Genomic DNA, 20,158 nt, shown 5'->3' on the forward strand with positions numbered 1-20,158 from the left:
TCCTTAGATTAACGCACGTATGCTTCAATCTATATAATTCAAACTAAAGAATATTTACACTTGCCACTCCGATGACAGAACAAACTTCCGATCGCTGTTATCCCCAGATTTTTTGATTCTCTTTTTCAACGGTGAAAATCTGGGGATAAAGGCGAACGCTTCCGCTTCTCCAGCTTTTTTCTGTCCTCTGCGTTCTCGTGTAAATGATTAGTTCAACTTATATAGCTTACGTTCACTTAGCTATAATCCTTCACACCAGATACTCAATTAAAATGGTCTTGTCCGCCTGTTGCAGCGGGATGCTCAGTCGGTCACCGTTCTTCAGTTCAACGCCTGAGCTTGCATCAACTGCACGACCGGATTTCTCCAGCGTACCGCCTGCGGTGTTACGGACTATAATTCGATCCCCATTGCTGGGCGTAAATACGTATTTTTCGGTTTCCTTCAGCTCAGGGTCCAGTTGCAACAACTGATGCAGATGGAATCTGCCCCGGAAGGATACCAGCTTTTTATATTGCGGATATGATTTATCTCCCGTGTTCTCATCACGAATTTCCACGACCATCTGGCCTACAAAACCTCTATTTTTTCGTTTCAGCCAGCCCATCAGGAACCAGGCACCAACACCAACCACGATCAGGGCTATAACACCCAGGATGACAGGCAACCAAGGAAACGACTTGTCCTGTTCACCGCCAGACGTTGTTGGTTGAGATCCACTTCCGGCTGCTCCGCTCGCGTTGATCGTGATTGGCGCACTTTCACGGTAGAAGCTGTCTTCTTCCGCACGGATGATCAATTCATAATTATGATTGTCCGGTACTTCAAACGTTCCGGCAAAACCAGAACCTGTGTTTTCCAGCGGTTGTTCCTCGCTTTTCCCTGTATCTACATCTTTCACAACCAGCGTGGCCTTCATATCTGTATACAGATCATTATCCTGAAGTGGCTGACCACCATTCTCCAGTTTGGCTGCTAGATCAACCTTATCCCCTTTGGTATAGGACTTGGTCTTAATTGGGTCCACAACGAGCTGAAGATCATAGTTGAACAACAGGTTGATATCGATGCTGTCTTTCGGAGCCCCTTTTACCCGAAGTTTCCAGTCTCCCTCTTGGGGTTTCAACAGCTTCACGAGTGAATAACTCTTCGACGTTGAGAGCTTTGCTTCGTCTGAGTTCAGGTCCACAGCTTGTCCGGAAGGGTCTGTCAATTGTACTTCCACCGGCTTCGAGGACATGATCGAAATGTTTGCTTCCAGCACACTGTCGTTTGGCACGTTCACGGTAACTTCCTGATAACTGCCGTTTCCCGTTACAGAGGGCAGCTTCACCACATTCAGTTTGGCATGATCGGCGAAGATCTCACTCAAAATCTGTGGCAGATCATCCGGCGTATCGGTAATGAATGATTTACCTCCGGTCTGCTGAGCCAGGTCTGCAAGTGCATTCTTGTTCAGCTTGCCATCGGCGTTCAGTCCAATCGTATATACCGGAATACCCTGATCCTGTGCTTCCTTCACGGATTTTGCCAGATCAGCGTCGGATTGTGCCTGTGTACGGCCTTTGGTTTTGTTAAAGTCATTGTTACCATCCGCCAGCAGCACGATCATCGGCGAGTGGGATGGGTCTGCACCATGATTCAGTATGTTCACAGCTTCGGCGACACCAACTGAGACATCGGTATATGGCCCCCGGCCGAGCTGATCAATAAAATCCTTCAGGCTGCTCTTGTCCGCATCGGACTGAATCTCCAGCATAGCCTTTTCCCGCTCCACCTGATCGGTATAAGCGACAATCCCTACCTTGTCCCCCTGGACTGGCAGCATATCAATAAACATTTTCATGGCTTCATTACTGATCTTGTCACGGTCACTTGTATTCATTGAGTTACTTACATCGGCTACAAGCACCGCATCGATTCCGCTTGTCTGTGCCTGAGCCGCTGCAGCTTGTGGCAGCAACGCTTGAGGTAGCAGTAGCGTTAGAATTGCCAGCAGAACCATCGTTCCGCTGAGCCAGCGTATTTTGCGTGTCCGCAGCATTGGGTGTACTCCTTCACGTTTGAGATTAAAATGGGAATAGTTTATTATAGGCGTCAAGCCTTAAGGAAATCTTAACAGTCTACTAATAAATTCTGAAAAGCACCCCTATCTTGAGTTACAGTTTTGTAATGACTGACAAAAATCGACGATTTCACGCCTGTAACTGGCACAAAAGTACCAACTATGGAAATATGATATAGTTATTGCCAGCAAACTGCAATATAACAGCGCTTGTTTACCAAGCCATAGAAGGGAACGGATTATGGTTACATACGGATGCCTCGCCATATTGTTTCTTTTTGTCATCATAAAGGGTTTTGCACTCCAGCTTCATCGGCGGAAACCAATCTCCCGCGAAGACACGGATCGTACCCTCTACACTATTCTGAATGGTGAGCGTGATTGAGCATGAGTACTAAACTAGTTGTATCCATACGACCATTTCAACGAACGACATATGCCTATGAAAAGTTGCAAGTCTGCTCACGTTGTGGACAGTACACCTGCCTGTGGGAAGATGAGTGCACGGCCTGTGGCCGGGGTACCCTGAACTCCGTTCAGGCGAAGGCGACTTCCCGTGTGAAACGCCGCATTGCACGCGACCTGTTCATTACCATATTGTTCGGTGCAGGTGCCACCTATTTCGGTGAGACCATTGATCAGACCATGGCGGCAGCCAGCGTTTCCCTGCTGCTTCTGGCCTTACTGATCTTCATGCAGAAACGTTCATTCGAGGTAGAGCAGCAGCGCGAGTTGAAGCGCACGTTGCAACAGGATGAGGAAATCATCCGCCAGGGAATCAACCGCAACTGGGCTCTGGTCGCCGAAGCCCGAAAGCAGGATGAAGCACTTGCCTATGAGATGCTCCGCGAGATCGGCTCCCTCGTCTACAATGACCGGATTCGACTGCAACAGGTTGCGCTGTTACAATCCTTTGTCCTGCGCAGTGACATGGATCTGCAACTCAAGCCCTTGCTGTTACGCAGCTTCGAGCGGCTGCTGGCTGAATATATCGGTGAGATTGCGCGGCTTAAGCCGGATTTGATCCGTGAAGATGCGATTCGTTATATCGCGACCTATGAAGTGAACATTTTACAGCTCCACAATGGAATTCAGATACTTACAGCCGTAGCTGCTGCTGCCGTGCGCAAGAGCAAATATATTGAGTTATTCCCTAGTCTTATTACCCGCTACGCCCGCTTTATGCCCAAGGATCGATTCATGAGACTTTATCACACGATTGAACGCTATCCGAGCAAGGCACGCGGGGGTCTCGCGGAGTCGGTAGGCCGGGTGTATAACGAGAAATATCGGGATCAATACGCAGATGTTCAGCTGTAGAGATGATATATTGAGAAAGAAAAACGTAATTTAGTGCAAACTCACTCCTTGTATATAGACGAATGCAATTTCATCCATCCCTGCACACGCGTCAGCACCACAGATCGAAGGTTATGATTCTAATGATATAAGAATTAATCCAAAAACACCCCATCCTTAGGTCTAGGATGAGGTGTTTTGAAGTTTATGGCAGTCAGCCAAGTGCTATGCGAAGGACACGGACAGAAAGAAAAACTAGATGGGGAATACCTAAATGGCATATTCCATGGATCAAACAGGCGCGCAAACAGGCACTCGCAGACGACAAAAACAATAAGCGGAAATGATCATCTGTCCTAGTGAAAAAGGGCCGCGACGTGGTTCCGTCGCGACCCTTGATCTGAGGGTTCGGTACATCTGTACCCGAACCCTCTCATAATGTGCCATGCCCATCCCTGTGGCATGGCATGGTGCCTGCGCAATTGCGGCTATATCGCCGCTTGCGCCAAGGCTTTACCGTCCGCGACGAGAATCGCGACGGTCGCCCTTCGCCGGTCCGCGTCCTGCGGATTCCGGACGGCGAGAGCCTTCGCTACTGCGCCCGGAGGTGCGCTTGTCGGCACTACGGCCAGCCCAGCCGCTGCTAGCTGCACCGCGTCCGCCTTGGCCCGCTGCACCGCGACTGCTGTCGCTGCTGCGCGCGGAACCACGACCTGCGCTGCGCTCGTCGCCACTGCGACCCGCACCGCGTCCACCTTGACCTGCTGCTCCGCGACTGCTGTCGCTGCTGCGGCCACCGCTACGACCACCACTGCGTCCGCCTTCACTGCGTCCACCTTCGCCGCCGCGGGAACCACGACCCCCACGTCCGCCATCTCTGCGATCGTTACGGCCTGCACCGCGACGGGCACTGCCAGTTCCGGAAGAGCGTCCGCCTGAACGTTCGTCATCACCCTGACTATTAATGGAACGTCTAGCTGCTCCAGTCGAAGCAATTGGACCTTCGCTTGTCCACTGGATACGGGACAGCTTCTGGTCAATACCTTGTTCAATACGTGCAAGTTCCGGTCTGTCGTGCTCTGTTGCAAACGTTACAGCAAGACCTGTACCGCCTGCACGGCCTGTACGACCAATCCGGTGGATATAACTTTCCGCATCATGCGGCATATCGTAGTTAAATACATGCGTTACACCTTCAACATCAAGTCCACGTGCAGCTACATCTGTAGCAACGAGCACTTGCAGTTTGGCATCGCGGAACGCTTTCATTACGTTCTCACGCTTGGATTGGGACAGATCTCCATGAAGTTCATCACTTGCATAACCTGCTTCACGCAGATCTTGGTTAAGCTTGGATGCACGACGCTTGGTCCGGCAGAAAATAATTGCCAAGTATGGGCGATACGTATCAATCATGCCGCGAAGCGCTTCTAATTTACCGCGATCCGTGCATTCCAGCACTTGCTGGCGAATCTGTTTGATCGGAATAACAGATTGAGAGGATACTTTTACATCTTCCGGATCTTTCATGTAGGTCTTCGCCAGGTTGCGAATGCCCTTTGGCATCGTTGCTGAGAACAGCATTGTCTGACGTTTATGTGGCAGCTCACTAAGAATCGTTTCCACATCATCCAGGAAGCCCATGTGCAACATTTGGTCGGCTTCATCCAACACCAGTTTTTTCACATTATCCAGCTTCAACGTGCCACGGCGCAGGTGATCCAGGAGACGACCTGGTGTACCAATAACGATCTGGGTACCGTTCTGCAATTTACGCAGTTGCTTGTCCACATCCTGCCCGCCGTATACGGCAAGCACGTGCAGTTTATCGTCGTTTGCCGTGAGCTTCTTCGCTTCTTCCGTAATTTGCAGCGCAAGCTCACGCGTAGGCGCGATAATCAACGCTTGCGGCGAACGGTCGGATACGTTAATTTTCTGAATAATCGGCAGCAAAAACGCCAGTGTTTTCCCTGTTCCTGTCTGTGCCTCAGCGATAATATCGCGTCCACCCAGCAGTACCGGAATCGAACGCTCCTGTACCGGAGTCGGCACGGCGATGCCCTGATGTTTCAGGATCTCGCACCATTCCGGGCGAATGCCCAGTTGTTCAAAGTTTGCCAATCGTTACACCTCTGTATATTCATTTAGATAAGTCCATTTCATAATGACTTCTGTATCAGTATCTGCCATCAAGACTAGTTTTCCTTATATCAATCATGATTATGAAATGAATTTTTTAAAAAGCAATCCACTCGTTGCTCTTCTTCTCCATACCCTGTAGTTTACACGTTAGTCAAGCAAAACAAAAGGGGATACAGCGTTACACCCCTAACTTGTAGCACAAAATTCCAAGATCAGTGTAACTTGTATCGACCAGGTGAGTTTGAGGATGGTTTTGACAGTAACTATAGGAGCCCCTTTGAAAATGAAGATGAGTGGAACAACCTAAAGTGCCAGCTAACTCGAAGTATCACTCTGACTCTATGAATGGGATTGAGATTTCTAGCGGTTAGAAAATAGCTCTTACGATGAAACCTCCTATGCACCACTAATTCTAACGAATCCAGGACACCCTATTACGCCATTTAGAGCCGTTTGGATTTTCTAACGAACTCCAGTCACCTTATTACTCGGAAATACCCGCGAAACATCATCAGTATGGGTGGAATCAGCAAAATAAGATGTCTGAGATTCGTTAAAATAACGAAAACATGAAATACCCCCATATAAGACGTGCCAGGTTCGTTAGATTTTACACACACTCTAATAAAAAACAGCGACGCCCTCTCCCCCATTTACATTAGGGAAAAAGTGCGCCGCTGATAAAAAGTATCTTTATATGTTAACTACTACATAGGGCTGTCGCATGTCTGCTCACCACTACTTTAGGACAGTAGCCTTCATAACTTCATTACTTGTTTAGATCCTTAATTCCAGATTTACTAAACCGTTCATTTTTCACCTTGTCTGCGTAACTACGTTTCGACATTGCACCTTTGTACAACAACCCTCGTTGCAACCAAGTTACGAACCGTGCCCTCCAACTGTCGCAAATCCACTCCGTTCAAGAATGCGAGAGCTTTCCTCGTTTAACCCGCGCAGGTGAACGGTTTTGCCCAGCTTCGCGTATTTGAACTTCACTTTGCCGATAGCCACAACCGCAGTATTGTCCCAGATATGTGACCCTCCAAAATCAATCGTGATCTCCTTCGGATCAGCCTCTGCATCAAACTCATCCACAAAGCGGGACGAAGAACCGAAGAAGAATGGTCCGTGAACCCGGTATACTTTCTGGCCTTGCTCCTGGCTCGCCTGTACGCGGATCTTGGTCTGTTTCCAGCCAAAATGCAGCACACTGAGTACAACGCCGACCATAACCCCGATCGACAGATCGTGGGTATAGACCACAATCGCCACCGTCACGATCATGACAAAGGCTTCCGCGCGCGGCACGCGAGCAATATTTTTGATGGAACTCCAGTCGAATGTTCCGATACACACCATAAACATTACACCGACGAGCGCACCCATCGGTACCTGTTTCACCACACCGCTAAACAGCAACAACAGGATCGCGAGAAACGCACCCGCAGTAAACGTAGACAATCTTCCACGTCCGCCAGACTTCACATTAATGACCGACTGCCCAATCATCGCACAGCCGCCCATGCCGCCAAACAAACCGTTCACAAAATTTGCGATACCCTGACCACGCACTTCGCGGTTCTTGCTGCTTTTGGTCTCGGTCATCTCATCCACGATGGTTGCGGTCAGCAGGGATTCCAGCAAACCAACCAGTGCCATGGTGAATGAATAAGGCAGCAGAATCATTATCGTGTCCCAAGTCCATGCAATATTCGGCAAGTGGAACATCGGCAGAGTACTCGTTATATTCCCCATGTCGCCGACCGTTCTTACGTCCAGATGAAACACCAAGGTAATAATCGTCATCACGATGATTGCAATCAGTGGAGCTGGAACGCCTTTGAAAAACCGCGGTAAAATATAAACGATCGCTAACGTGCCCGCCACCATCGCATACATGATCCAGTTCGCTCCCGTGAAGTGGGTTAACTGCGCCATAAAGATCAGGATAGCCAGTGCATTCACGAATCCGGTCAGTACCGAATGAGGCACAAACGTAATAAATCGCCCAACCTTAAATATGCCAAGCAGAAACTGAATAATGCCCGTCAAAATCGTAGCTGCAAAAAGATATTCCACGCCATAATCCTTGACGAGTCCAACCATCAGTACCGCCATGGCACCGGTTGCCGCCGAGATCATGCCTGGTCTTCCACCAGCAATCGAGATCACAATCGCAATTGTAATCGAAGCGTATAATCCGACCATCGGATCGACACCTGCAATGATGGAGAACGCAATGGCTTCCGGAATTAACGCCAGCGCTACCGTAATGCCTGCCAGCACGTCTCCGCGAATGTTGCTAAACCATTGTTGTTTTAAAGTATTCATATGTTCTTGCCGTTCCTCCTACGTGTATTCCTTATAATGGACAATTCTACTGAAGAGTAACGGAAGCCGTTCACACTAACCAACTACCCAGGACAGCACAAAACAACGGAATCCTCTCCGCATCATTCGCCTATGCTCCTGCCTGAATTGCATCATTCTTCACCATCCGTATAGCCTTGACGGGTTAATGTGCATTCACATTTTTTCCGTTCCAGTGTGTACAGCTGGTGTTCCATTACTGCCTCAGTTGCCTTACTTTCTGCGACATCAGGAGCTGATCCTGACGCCCATAGGTTTTCCCCTCTCAGAAAAACCGGGTCCGTTAATGTACTGACCTATTATTATAGTCACAGGACTGGATATGTACTAATACAGTAAGGGCGAAAAAACAGAACCTTTTCTTCTATTATCTTAATCTTTCTATAATTTACTCACCAATTCTCTATTCACAAAAAATAACCCGCAAAGATCCTTTGAAGAAAGTCTCTTTACGGGTATTCTTGTGATGTAATGCTGTTGCTAGAACCTTCCCGATTTGAATATTGAATAGAGCAGGAAAGCCACCATCAAAATCGCCACCAGGAAACCAATCTCAATGACCGGAATATCCCACAGCATCGTGGATTGATGACTGATGGACGAACCGATAATCAAGCCCACCATGATGATACAAAAAGCGAGTAATACGATACTGAAAGACAGCCGATTACTAATCTGGTCCATTCTACGCATGAGTGCGTCCAGTTCAGGGACACTGATCTCCAGCCTCAGCTTGCCTTTGCTAATAATGGATGATAACTGCCTTAACTGCCCTGGCAGACCAATGACACTTTCGGCCATATCGGCCGCACTTCGGAACAACCGATTCTTGATTCTTCCAGCGCTAAAACGTTCCTTGATCAGCTTCCGCCCAAAGGGTTCGGCCATATCTACAATGCTCAATGAAGGATCGAGATGTTCGATTACACCTTCCATCGTCAGCAACGATTTACCGAGCAGCAGAATATCGGCAGGCATGACAACCCGGTGCCTCTGGGCTACGCCGAACAAGTCATTTAACGCCTGACCCACACTAATCTTGGAAAAGGGAATATCGTAATATTTGCTACGCAACTTGTCCAAATCCACATGAAGACCACGCAGGTCCATGTCATCTGGCATCATGCCAAGTTTCTCAATTGCCCGGATCATACTGTCCGTATCTTTGCGCATTAACCCAATAATAAGCGAGGCAAGCTGCTGTTTCATCTCATCGCTCAGACTGCCCACCATACCAAAGTCTATAAAGGCAAGACGTCCATCCTTCAATACCATCAGGTTACCCGGATGTGGGTCAGCGTGAAAGAATCCATGAATAAAGATCTGATTCAATAATGAGTCCACTAGCCGCTCAGCAATATTGTTCAGATCATGGCCGCGTCTGACCAGTTCTTCACGATCATTGAGTTTGATACCTTCGATATACTCCATAGTGAGCACACGTGACGACGTCTGGTCCCAGTAAATTGTCGGGATTTTCACCTTGTTGTCCTGTTGGTATTGCTGTGCAATCTTTTCCGTATTCCGGCCTTCGACCGTATAATCCAGCTCAGCCATCAATGCCTGGGCATATTCTTCTACCATTTGCGGAATTTGATATTGCTTCACCCAATCCCAGCGCTTCTCGGCCATGGCTGTCAGTTCACGCAAAATATCCAGGTCACGCTGCACAATACGCGATATACCCGGCCGCTGAATCTTGATGGCTACCGATTCACCGCTTCGAAGTTTGCCCAGATGCACCTGTCCAATGCTGGCCGCAGCTACAGGGGTATCCTCGAACCGGGAAAAGATCTCCTCCAGCGGTGTATCCAATTCCTGTTCCAAAATACCCCGTGCCGTCTCGGAAGAGAACGGCGGGACCTGATCCTGCAACTTCACCAATTCACGAATGACAGACTCAGGCAATAGATCTGCCCTTGTGCTTGCGAGTTGCCCCAGCTTGACGAAAGCTGGCCCCAGCTCCTGCAGCACAAGCCTGATGCGTTCACTCAGCGTTTTGGTGGTATGTGCTTCACGCGACATCCACCGTCTGGGCAGAGCCAGCAACTGGAACAATCCCAGCTCCTCGACCATATAACCGAAGCCATGACGCACAAGCGCCATGGCAATTTCACGGTATCTGCCGACATGTTTGATTCGCACTGCCATCTACTCGATCTCGTTTCCTTTGAGAGGAGGAGGAACTTCAAGTGGAGCTGGGGATTCATCAGGTTGAAGCTGTGGTGAGTGGCCCAGTTCGGCAAGTTTTTTCTCCAGAACGGCAACGCGCTGTTCCAGACTGGTTACATCGCTTTCGGATGCCACACCAGCTTCCTGAAGCACACGCTTGACCTGTTCCTGAATCATTCTCTTGAACTGGCCTTGCTCTTCATCGCCCCGTTCCAACAGGCGTTCAACCAAAGCTTTGGATTCACCGGGCGCAAGTTCCCCGCGCTTGACCAAATCATCCACGGTTTTCTCAATTTTTTCTTTGCTTACGACAGTAAGACCAAGCCCTAACGAGATCGCCTTTTTGAACAAATCGCTCATTTTTGTCATCCTCCTCTTCGTTGATCTCTATATTATACCCCTTACACTCCGCATGCAAAAATGTCAGTCCGATCAGACGTAACGTGCAGCCCATTTGCCTGCTTGCAGGAGTAACTTGCGGTATGTTTCGTGTGCAAAAGACGGTACATGGTGACCCGGCATCAAATAAACAATACGTCCAACACCATATCGATGAGCCCATACCGCAGGCTTTGGTCCATCTTCGGATTGATATTCCAGCAATATTTTCGTTTCGGCAAAAGAACCAAATTCGAACTGATACGGCTCTTCTTCCATTGTGAAATTCGAAATGCCCTCCGTCACGGGATGGCTTTCCTCCGTTACAGTGAATTCAAGTGGTGCATACGCCGGATGATGCAGGAACTTGGCACCGATCATCTGTTTGAGTTCATAACGATTTTGAAGCGAAATGCCGTTATGTATAATGACCAGTCCACCTCCATTACTTACATAGGACAACAAACCTGCTGTCTGCTGTGGAGAGACTTTCCCCTTCCAATCGTCCATGTATGAGATACATACATCAAACCCGGTTATATTTTCTTGCAGCAGCATATTCCGATTCTCACTGCACTGCACAGTCATAGTATCATGGAAAATTCGGCTAATCTCCGCATCCACACCTTGAAGCGGGTGCCAATCCGGATGTGTATAATCGCCAAGTAGTAATGCTTTTTTACGATGATCCATTCAATCAATCTCCTTTCTTGTTCACCTCACTGTATCAATCAACTACCAGGGGAGCTTCTCGCCCTTGTAGTCTACATATGCGGGTTGATCTCCTTTAAACTGTTCATGGCGGTCGATAAGTACTGCGATATGCTGTGCAGATTGCTCGGGCGTGAGATCCGCAGCAACATCCAATTCACCCCGCATATAACTCTGTACCCAACCGGGATGCACAAGCATCACTTGTCCGCCTTCATCCTTCAGACCATTGTGCACAAGACGGGCCTGCATGTTCAAAGCAGCTTTGGACATACAATAGGCAAACCACCCATCCCGACTGCATTGCTCTATACTTCCAGCCTCGGAAGAGATATCAACAATTAGCTTGACCTGTCCTTGAAGAAGGAGGGGTAACAGGGAATGAGTCACACGCAGTGTACCTAAGGTGTTCACATTAAATACTTCAGCCATCTCCGCCATATTCAACGGCCCGCGGATATGATCCGTAATACTTCCTAGTATAGCCGCATTATTGATCAGCATATCCAAATGATTCGTATCCAGCTTCAATGTCTCCGTGAACAGAGCTACCGACAGGTCGTCCGCAATATCCAGTTCGATGGCGCGCAGATGGTCCGGATATCCTTCTGCAAGCATACGAATTCCCTCGGAATCTTCCACGTCCAGACCGGCCGCATACACAAGGTACCCTCTCTTCAGCATCTGTGCCGTCAAAGCCAATCCCAATCCTCGGGCAGCTCCCGTTACACATACGGTTCTCATCATGATGTCCCTCCCTCGCATAATGATTCTGTCTTTTATTCATTCCACATATTCATCTGAAAACCTTTAATTCAGAATGGGATCGCCAACTTCACGACCAAAGACTCAGGAGGTAAAAGTGAGATTAGAGCCATTTTGCTTATTGAATTCAGCTATCTATTCAAGCTATAAATAGCTGCTATTATCTCTGTATATATCGCTCCTGCCGATAGGCTAAACAATGTTCCACCCATCTTCGAGCGGCTGCTGGGTAAGAGCCCAGATGAACGTGCGTATACCCCGCCACGATGCTTCCTGCGGCATATCCCTCTTGCTTCAAGCCACGTAACCCCTTGGTCTCATACGCATAAGGGATCGTTTCTTCATCACGATAGGTCATTGTCGAATAATGAAATTCATGACCCCTAAGTACTTCACCCTTTTTCAGCAAAAAGGAATCCCGAACGCTACTTGCTTCACGGTAGCCAAGCGCAGCGCGCTTCTTCTGCATCTGCACCTGTGCGGGGATAATGCCCGCCATGTCGAAAGTAGCGCCCTCACGGTCGGTCAACGTTTCCCCGAGCACCATGTAACCACCACACTCGGCAAATAAAGGCATGTTGGATTGTGCCGCCTGTCGAATTCCTTCCAAGAACCCTTGGTTATCGGCAATCTCCGCTGCAAACTCCTCGGGAAACCCACCGCCCAAATAGACGCCATCCACATCTGTTGGAATGCTTTCGCCAGCGAGCGGACTGAAGTAATGTAATCGAGCCCCGGCCGCTTCGAGCAATTCCAGATTATCGGGATAATAGAAATTAAATGCCGCATCGCGCGCAACGGCTATAACAGGCTGTACCGCATATGATACATGTCGATTATTAACGTGGATCACTGAATTGGAATGTGGATCGTAATTCGAACCTGGTTCAGTATTAGCTGAATCTATGTGGGTAGTAGTCGCAGGACTCACTTTTTCTGCATTCAAAGGCGGGGCGCTTGCTGCCAGCTCCAGCAGAAGATCCAGATCGGTGCCTTCCATTAACACATCGGCAGCCCGCTGAAATAATGGTTCCAGTTCACCGCGCTCAATAGCAGGCACTAGTCCCAGATGTCTCTCCGGGATGGACATGTCCTCGTCACGCTTCAGCCAGCCAACCACCGGAATGCCGCACATCTGCTCAATGGCTTTTTTCACAATGGTATAATGACCCGCACTTCCACACCGGTTAACGATCACTCCGGCAATATTTAATTCAGGCTCCAATTGTTGAAACCCCAGTACAATTGCGGCCGCACTGCGAGCCATGCTGCGTACATCCACAACCAGGATGACAGGGGTCTGCGTGACCAGAGCAATCTCTGCAGTTGAGCCTGTATTGCTGAGTGGATCTTTGCCATCATAGAGGCCCATAACGCCTTCTAGAATGGAAATATCATGCCCCGCCGATGCCTTCTCGAACGTATCTCTCACATACTCAGGCGATGTCATCCATGCATCCAGATTACGTGACGGTCTGCCTGTGACAGCGGTATGGTATGTCGGATCAATATAGTCCGGGCCGCATTTGAACCCTTGTACACTTAAACCACGCTGGGCAAGTGCTCTCATCAGCCCCAGGGTTACTGTCGTTTTCCCTGCACCACTTCCGGTGCCTGCAATGATCAGTCGGGGTCTGGTGTTACGATTTGCAATGGTCATCGTCATTTCCACCTTTACTTCGAGATAAGAAAAGCTTCTGATCGAAGCACTATCAAGGATGTACATTCGTGTTTTAGTTGTAACGTATAAATTCTATAATCTAAACAAAACCGCATCATATAGCGATGCGGTTAAGCTTAATGCACACTCTTTATTCATGAAGCGACGCCAAAAGCTTTTTGTCGAACTGATCTAAAAGCAGGCCACTAATCTCTAATCTTGGCCGCACGCCCTGCTGCAAAGTAACGTCCAAGCTCAACGATGAGTGCGCCCATCTTTTCTTCCTCCGGAATGACCAGCGCCTCAATGCCTTCTTCACGCATGGAGTTTGCTGTAACTTTACCTACAGACGCAGGAATTACACCTTGTCTGAAGGCTGCAAGCATCGGCTCAAGCTTGTCCTGAGAGGCCGCATATTGGGTCAGAAATCTGACCTGCGGTCCACTCGTGAACGCAACAGCATCTACCTCGAACTTTAGAATTTCATTCAATAACTGTTCCAGCTCTGCCTCTTCTGGCGGGACATGGCGGTAAGGAAGCACTTGTCTGACGATTGCACCTTGTTCTTCCAACCATGCAACGAGTTTGGGAGTTGTCTCCCCATGAAGCTGCAATATAACCTTTTTCCCTGCGAGATCATGTGGGGCGAATTCTCGAATGAGCCCATCCGTGCTACCGTCATCATCTCGTACCAGAGGTGTTAACTTGCGCTTTTTGAGTGCATTCACCGTCTTGTATCCCCTCGCTGCAATTGAGGATTCCGATAATACATCCAACAATTGGCCTGCGACATCCATATCCTCAGCCATTTCAAACAATGCATCCAATCCCATACCTGTCGTTAACACCGCCCAGTCTGGCGGGTCTGAGATCCAGGATACCAGCCCGTCCCTGATATTCCGATCATCCAGAAATACCGTTCCCTGTGCCGGTCGCACAAGCGGAATACCGCCCATTTTTTCAACCAGTATGGACATTTCTTTCGATTTTCGCGGTCCTGTCAATGCTACACGTACACCTGCCAAATGTTGAGCCATTCATGTTCCCCCCGTTAGTTCAGCCGAATGTTCATCAGTCTGACTACAGTATACAGGGTACTCCTGTGAAGGGAAACTGCGCTTACCCTCTTTTTGCCCATTTCATCTATAACGATTTTTGATGGAATGTATCAGGAAGGCTGGAGTTCTCCACCATGAGAATCCTGCCTTTTTTTCTCTCCATTCTTCTCCGAATCAGAGGCTTCTTGCTTCTCTTTCTTGGACTGGTCTCCCGATCTCTGTTGGGTAGATTCTTTTTTATCCTTTTTGCGAGGACGAAGGAAAAGAAACAGCACCATAGGGAACAGCACTTCAAAAACAATGGCGATCCATGTCCATTCCCGGGTAAAACGATAAAGCTGAATGGCGTTTCTGAAAAACCAGAATGCACAAACAAAGCCTAACAGTGCCACCGGACCTGTCATGACCTTTCCCGAAACGTTCGGGATCATTCGCTTCAGTCCCCAACAGACAAAGTACAGATCAAATGCAATTTTGGTAATCATGGCAGGCAAGGTCGCCGCTGCCAGTGCCAGGTCAAACCGATCCAGAAAATCACTAATTTGCAGCTGCCTTGCCAGTTCATATGAAGGGTATACCAGTCTGGAAGCAATAGGCACACCAATCGACGTGATGGTTTCCACAAGAATCAGCATCATCAGCAATCCCGAGATGATGATGCCCCATAACACAGGCTTGAAGCGAAAATCACTGCCTTTGACGACAAAAGGCAAGGCGATCATCTCTCCATAAAAAGAAAATATGTACCAACTTCCTTTGCCTACACCTGCCACATCGACATGAAAATAGGGCATCAGATTATCCATATTCAACTGCTGGATAAGCATGAAAGGCACAATGATAGAGTTCAACAGGAACAGAGTAACATATAGTTCTGACATTCCGATCAACGAACCCAGCCCACCTCTGACGATAAATACCGCCATAATCATGAGTGACAATACCACAATGGATATCGGCGTTGTCTCTAGCAAAGTTATACTTACATAATCACCAATTAATCGGATATCTCTAGCGAATATGAAGAAAAAAAACAAAATGTACATTACGCCTGCGAGTCTCCCCATAAAGGGAAACCGCTCAACAAGCGCCTCAAATAGATCCTGATTCGGAAATCTTCGCTGAATTCGGCTTACCATCAACATGGATATAATCATCACGAGAACAACTGGCACATACGAGAGATAAGCGTGCTGCTCCGCATAAAATATGGCCTGTGCATGGGGTTGAATCAACGTGCCCGTCATACTGAGCAGCATCACGAGCAGTGCAATCTGTCGAGAAGTCACACTTTGATTCATACCATACCTCCTTTCTATCATTTAATTGGTACTCCGCACCATTTCTGGTCCGTATCTATGGAAGCGGTAAGAATCGCTGGATGACATGGCTGATCCATACCGCTACAAAAAAGGTTTTACTTAAATGGGTTACATAGAACCAAAGGCCAGTTCCTAATGCAATCAAGCCATAGGATAACCAGCGATTAATGACCGCCGCCTGCTTCAGATGTCTGAAATCCATCACAATGACGATGATGACCATCCCCAGATAGGTGAACAACAGTGGTTTAATCATGTACGATATCCTCCTCCATGACACCGATCGGTTTATTGACTACCCCTACATTTTCAATAATGACGTGGGGGACAACATTCACCTCAACATCAGGATAGATAACATCCCATCGATCCTTAAGTTTGTCCCATTCTTTAGGCAATTGTTGATGGATCGACCGACCAATCCCGAGAATATCGGCATGATATTTTTGCTGTATTAATCGAACCCCTTCAACGATATCCTCTTTTATTTTTTTGTGGATCGCGTCATTTAATTTTAAAATCTCTTTTTCACGCAGATCACCGTAATTGGATTCGTTATCTACAACCACACCTTTGGCATACAATTGAACGGTCACAGTAACCTTGTCATTCTTGACACTGGGGTGCAGTGAAGAATTGTTCTCGTTCAATTTGATGAATATATCTCCATCTCCGCGCGGAGCCTTGACCATAACTTCTGGTGCATTGGCTTCCCCCATGGCGAGAATCAGGGCATCAGCGGGAGCCTTGTCAATCATGCCAACCAGTTTATCCTTCTTGAAAATGGCCAATCCATCCAACTTGATGTTGGTTTTGGTGTCCTTCCAACTTTTCGGAACATTGTCCACTTTCGAAGCAACCGGCAGGAATGGATCTACGCCTTCACTAAGAATGGAATCGGTGAACGTTTTAAGAGAACGTGGATTACGCATATTTAGAAAGCACAACTCTCTCACCATCTCGGATGGAAACTTCTCTATAGGTGCATCCGTATCCATGACTTCATATGCCGCACCTTTCGTAACAACAGGTAATGCAGAGAATCGGTTGAGTGGGTACCGCGTAAACAAATCGAGCATCGGAGCCACGCCATCCCGGGCAAGGTCCTCTCCAATAAGCAGGGTACGACGATGCGCATAATAAATCGTTCGTGAGAGTGCTTTTTGGCCTTCAAGTGTAGTCCCCCTCAGTGTCTTCGCGGTGTTGGACAACATGAACCATGATTTGTCCCCGCTTGTACCACCGCCACCTCCCGAACTGCCGGTAGTACCGGATTGACCGGGAAGTGCAATCTGGAGACTGGATCTGTAATTGTCGTCCTCCTTATCAACAGCTACGCCAATCACAAAGGCAATATCATTAATTTCCTTACGATCCCAACATCCTGCTATGAAAAGGGTACACAGCAGTAACATCAATGCAGCGCGGAATTTACGAATAAGAAACATGTGTTCACCATCCTTCCTCAGCTTCAGGCGAACCATTGATCTTGTCTTTCATCCGTTTCTGGTTATCCTGAACCGTAGAAGGACGATTGATCATTTTCCACCACGGCACACGAATAAGAATATCCTTGGTATCTGTTTTACTGTACGGGCTAAGACCTGACAGATAAGGCACACCAAACGAAGTCATCTGTGTCAGATGCACCGAGATCAGGACCAAACCGATGACGATGCCATATAGTCCAAGCATACCTGCCAGTAACATGATCGGAAATCGGAGCAAACGCACGGTAATCGCAAAGTTAAACCGCGGAATTGTAAATGAAGCTATACCTGTCATGGATACGATAATAACCATTGGTGCGGACACAATCCCTGCCTGAACTGCGGCCTGCCCAATCACGAGCGCACCGAGAATACTTACTGCCTGACCGACTGTTTTTGGTAACCTGACCCCCGCTTCGCGGAGGGCTTCGAACGACAGCTCCATGATGAGAGCTTCAACCAGTGCCGGAAAAGGAATAGCTTCCCGTGCCCCGGCAATACTCAGTATCAATGTGGTTGGCAGCATGTCCTGGTGAAATGTCGTAATAGCGATGTACAGCGCTGGTAGAAATAGAGCAATGGCTACGAATAAAAAGCGAATCCAGCGTACCAGATTACTGATGAAGAATCGTTCATAGTAGTCCTCACTGGCCTGAAGCATCTGCCAGATCGTGACTGGAGCAATTAACGCGAAGGGCGTGCCGTCTACCATAATGGCAAACCGCCCTTCCAATAGGTTGCCTGCTACTGTATCCGGACGCTCGGAATAGTGCATCTGCGGGAATGGAGAGTACGGGTGGTCTTCAATCAGTTCCTCGATATACCCCGTCTCCAGAATGCCGTCGATCTTTATTTTTTCCAGACGTTTCTTCACGTCCCGGATCAACTTCGGATCAGCAATATCGTCCAGATAAGTCAGAACGATATCGGTCTTGGTTTCTGTGCCTAGTGTCATACTCACCATCTTGAGAGAGGGAGTTTTCAGCTTGAACCGCAGTAAAGCCGTATTCACACGGAGCGTTTCGGTAAATCCCTCCCGCGGTCCCCGAATCACGGATTCTGTCTGCGGCTCCTCCACACCACGTCTGACGCCGCCTTTGACATTGAACATCCAGGCTTTACTATTTCCATCGATCACCAGAAGGGCTGAGGATGCCAGTACCCCTTCTGTCGCAGCAGCCCAAGTGTCCACTCGCTTCACCTGTGTCAGCTCAACGGTTGTATCATCCAGTGGAACATCAGGTTCATCTGTACGTTGCTGCACCAGCCCTCGAATAATCGGACGCAGCATATGCTCCTGGATATCAGCCGAATTGACAATGCCTTCGATATAGACCAGAAGTCCTTTCACTTCAGGCGTAATCATAACGTTGCGAAAAACCACATCCGAGCAATCGGAGAATATCTCCTTTACCGCTTGAATCTGAGTTTCATGTACTGCACTAATCGGCTGCCGTAGAAAAGGCGGGGACGGCAGTCCCAAAGGGATATGTTTTTTCTCTTCTGAAGCTCGTCCCGGTTGTCGGGACTTGTCTTTCCCAGATGTTTTGTTCGCCATATGCCGCCCCTCCGTTCTTGTTTTTTATACAAGGTAGCTTGTGCCAGACAGCCGGGAATTATGTGGTCTTTTTTGCAAAATTACGATTAAATCCTCTGAGTTTTCAGACAGCAAAAAGGCCTCTGTATTTAACAGAGACCTTCCTGACACCCAACGCATACATTGTTACTTCACTTTAGTTGATACTTGCGTCCACTTCTTTAATCATTTCTTGAATGGATTCCAATCCACCACCAGACAAGTACCAGTAATTCGGATCCAGATAGACAATATGTCCTTCTTTATATGCTGTTGTATTCTTCACCAAATCGTTCTCGATCACTTGTTTTGCCGGAGATGCCTCACCGTTACCTGCAACCACTGCACTGCGATCAACGACAAAGAGGTAATCCGGATTCTGCTCCATGACATATTCAAATGAAACGCTCTGCCCATGTGTGGATACTTCAATGTTCGCATCTGACGGAGTAAAACCAAATACGTCATGAATAACGCCAAAACGGGAACCGGCACCATAGGCGCTCAATTTGCCTTCATTTGTCAGGACTATTAGCGCATTTTTACCTGCAGCCGTTACTTTGTCACGTAGTGCCTTAACCGATGTTTCAATCGATGCAATGGCTTCTTCTGCTTCTTTTTCTTTACCAAAGATGTCCCCGAGGGTCTTCACGTTACTGGTCAGAGAATTCATATAATCTGCCGTATCTACCGCCATATATATGGTTGGTGCAATCTCACTCAGTTCTTCATACGAATCCTGGAGTCGTCCCGAGATTATGATCAGATCTGGTTTCATCGCATTGACTTTCTCAAAATCAGCTTCTTTCAGACCACCAACATTGGTGTACTTCGCATCATTATACTTGTCCAGATAAGGAGGTACACCTTCCTGCGGAACACCTGCAACTTCTACGCCCAGCTGATCCAGTGAATCCAGTACACCGTAGTCAAAAACAACGACCTTCTCTGGATTTTTCTTTACTGTTGTTTCACCCAGTTTATGTTTGATAACCACTTCTTCACTTGCTTGATCTGCGGGTGCAGCAGCTTCTGATCCTGTGCCACTGCTTGCACCTGTTTGATCTGACGCCTTATTCCCACCACAAGCTGCCAGTACAACCGACAACACCACGAATAACGTAAACAACCAACCCTTTTTCATGAA

At 48.0% G+C, this 20,158-nt stretch carries 15 protein-coding genes; 1 reads left to right on the forward strand and 14 read right to left on the reverse strand.

From position 1 onward, the window contains the following. Positions 1-250: 250 nt before the first annotated feature. Positions 251-2,044, reverse strand: a complete 1,794-nt coding sequence (locus V6669_RS28050; protein WP_338588872.1) for a VWA domain-containing protein — start codon at positions 2,042-2,044, stop codon at positions 251-253. A gap of 408 nt (positions 2,045-2,452) precedes the next feature. Between V6669_RS28050 and V6669_RS28055 the strand changes: the two genes are divergently transcribed. After that, positions 2,453-3,385: a hypothetical protein gene (locus V6669_RS28055; protein ID WP_338588874.1), complete on the forward strand. Its 933-nt coding sequence runs from the start codon at positions 2,453-2,455 to the stop codon at positions 3,383-3,385. Positions 3,386-3,877: 492 nt separating this feature from the next. On the opposite strand, the gene V6669_RS28060 is transcribed toward V6669_RS28055, so the two are convergent. The 13 genes from V6669_RS28060 to V6669_RS28120 all read right to left on the reverse strand — a co-directional run bounded on the left by V6669_RS28060 (position 3,878) and on the right by V6669_RS28120 (position 20,155). Beyond that, a complete protein-coding gene (locus V6669_RS28060; protein WP_074092592.1) occupies positions 3,878-5,485 on the reverse strand; it encodes a DEAD/DEAH box helicase in 1,608 nt (535 codons plus the stop codon). A gap of 903 nt (positions 5,486-6,388) precedes the next feature. Next, entirely contained in the window at positions 6,389-7,840 is a 1,452-nt protein-coding gene (locus V6669_RS28065) for a SulP family inorganic anion transporter (RefSeq protein ID WP_338588878.1), read from the reverse strand. A 519-nt stretch (positions 7,841-8,359) separates the two neighbouring features. Beyond that, positions 8,360-10,030 carry an AarF/ABC1/UbiB kinase family protein gene (locus V6669_RS28070; RefSeq protein WP_338588880.1) on the reverse strand — a complete coding sequence of 557 codons (1,671 nt, stop codon included), beginning with the start codon at positions 10,028-10,030 and terminating at the stop codon, positions 8,360-8,362. Continuing rightward, positions 10,031-10,411, reverse strand: a complete 381-nt coding sequence (locus V6669_RS28075; protein ID WP_091012767.1) for a phasin family protein — start codon at positions 10,409-10,411, stop codon at positions 10,031-10,033. Positions 10,412-10,483: 72 nt separating this feature from the next. Beyond that, positions 10,484-11,122 (reverse strand): ThuA domain-containing protein, encoded by a 639-nt coding sequence (locus V6669_RS28080; RefSeq protein WP_338588883.1) that lies wholly within the window; start codon positions 11,120-11,122, stop codon positions 10,484-10,486. Positions 11,123-11,164: 42 nt separating this feature from the next. Beyond that, positions 11,165-11,887 (reverse strand): SDR family oxidoreductase, encoded by a 723-nt coding sequence (locus V6669_RS28085; protein WP_338588885.1) that lies wholly within the window; start codon positions 11,885-11,887, stop codon positions 11,165-11,167. Between the two features lie 178 nt (positions 11,888-12,065). Further along, a complete protein-coding gene (locus V6669_RS28090) occupies positions 12,066-13,565 on the reverse strand; it encodes a cobyrinate a,c-diamide synthase (protein ID WP_338588888.1) in 1,500 nt (499 codons plus the stop codon). Between the two features lie 206 nt (positions 13,566-13,771). Continuing rightward, entirely contained in the window at positions 13,772-14,602 is an 831-nt protein-coding gene (locus V6669_RS28095) for a uroporphyrinogen-III synthase (RefSeq protein ID WP_338588890.1), read from the reverse strand. Positions 14,603-14,733: 131 nt separating this feature from the next. Further along, complete coding sequence (locus tag V6669_RS28100; RefSeq protein WP_338588892.1) at positions 14,734-15,924, reverse strand: endospore germination permease; 1,191 nt, start codon at positions 15,922-15,924, stop codon at positions 14,734-14,736. 55 nt (positions 15,925-15,979) lie between these two features. Next, positions 15,980-16,201, reverse strand: coding sequence for a hypothetical protein (locus V6669_RS28105; protein ID WP_338588895.1), 222 nt, complete (start codon positions 16,199-16,201; stop codon positions 15,980-15,982). Beyond that, positions 16,194-17,393 (reverse strand): Ger(x)C family spore germination protein, encoded by a 1,200-nt coding sequence (locus V6669_RS28110; RefSeq protein WP_338588898.1) that lies wholly within the window; start codon positions 17,391-17,393, stop codon positions 16,194-16,196. The genes V6669_RS28105 and V6669_RS28110 overlap by 8 nt, the downstream gene beginning before the upstream one ends. A 4-nt stretch (positions 17,394-17,397) precedes the next feature. Next, positions 17,398-18,993, reverse strand: coding sequence for a spore germination protein (locus V6669_RS28115; protein ID WP_338588900.1), 1,596 nt, complete (start codon positions 18,991-18,993; stop codon positions 17,398-17,400). 175 nt (positions 18,994-19,168) lie between these two features. Continuing rightward, a complete protein-coding gene (locus V6669_RS28120) occupies positions 19,169-20,155 on the reverse strand; it encodes a siderophore ABC transporter substrate-binding protein (RefSeq protein ID WP_338588902.1) in 987 nt (328 codons plus the stop codon). Between the last annotated feature and the right edge of the window lie 3 nt (positions 20,156-20,158).

The organism is Paenibacillus sp. Y5S-9 (genome assembly GCF_036894235.1).
In the GTDB taxonomy this organism is placed as follows: domain Bacteria; phylum Bacillota; class Bacilli; order Paenibacillales; family Paenibacillaceae; genus Paenibacillus.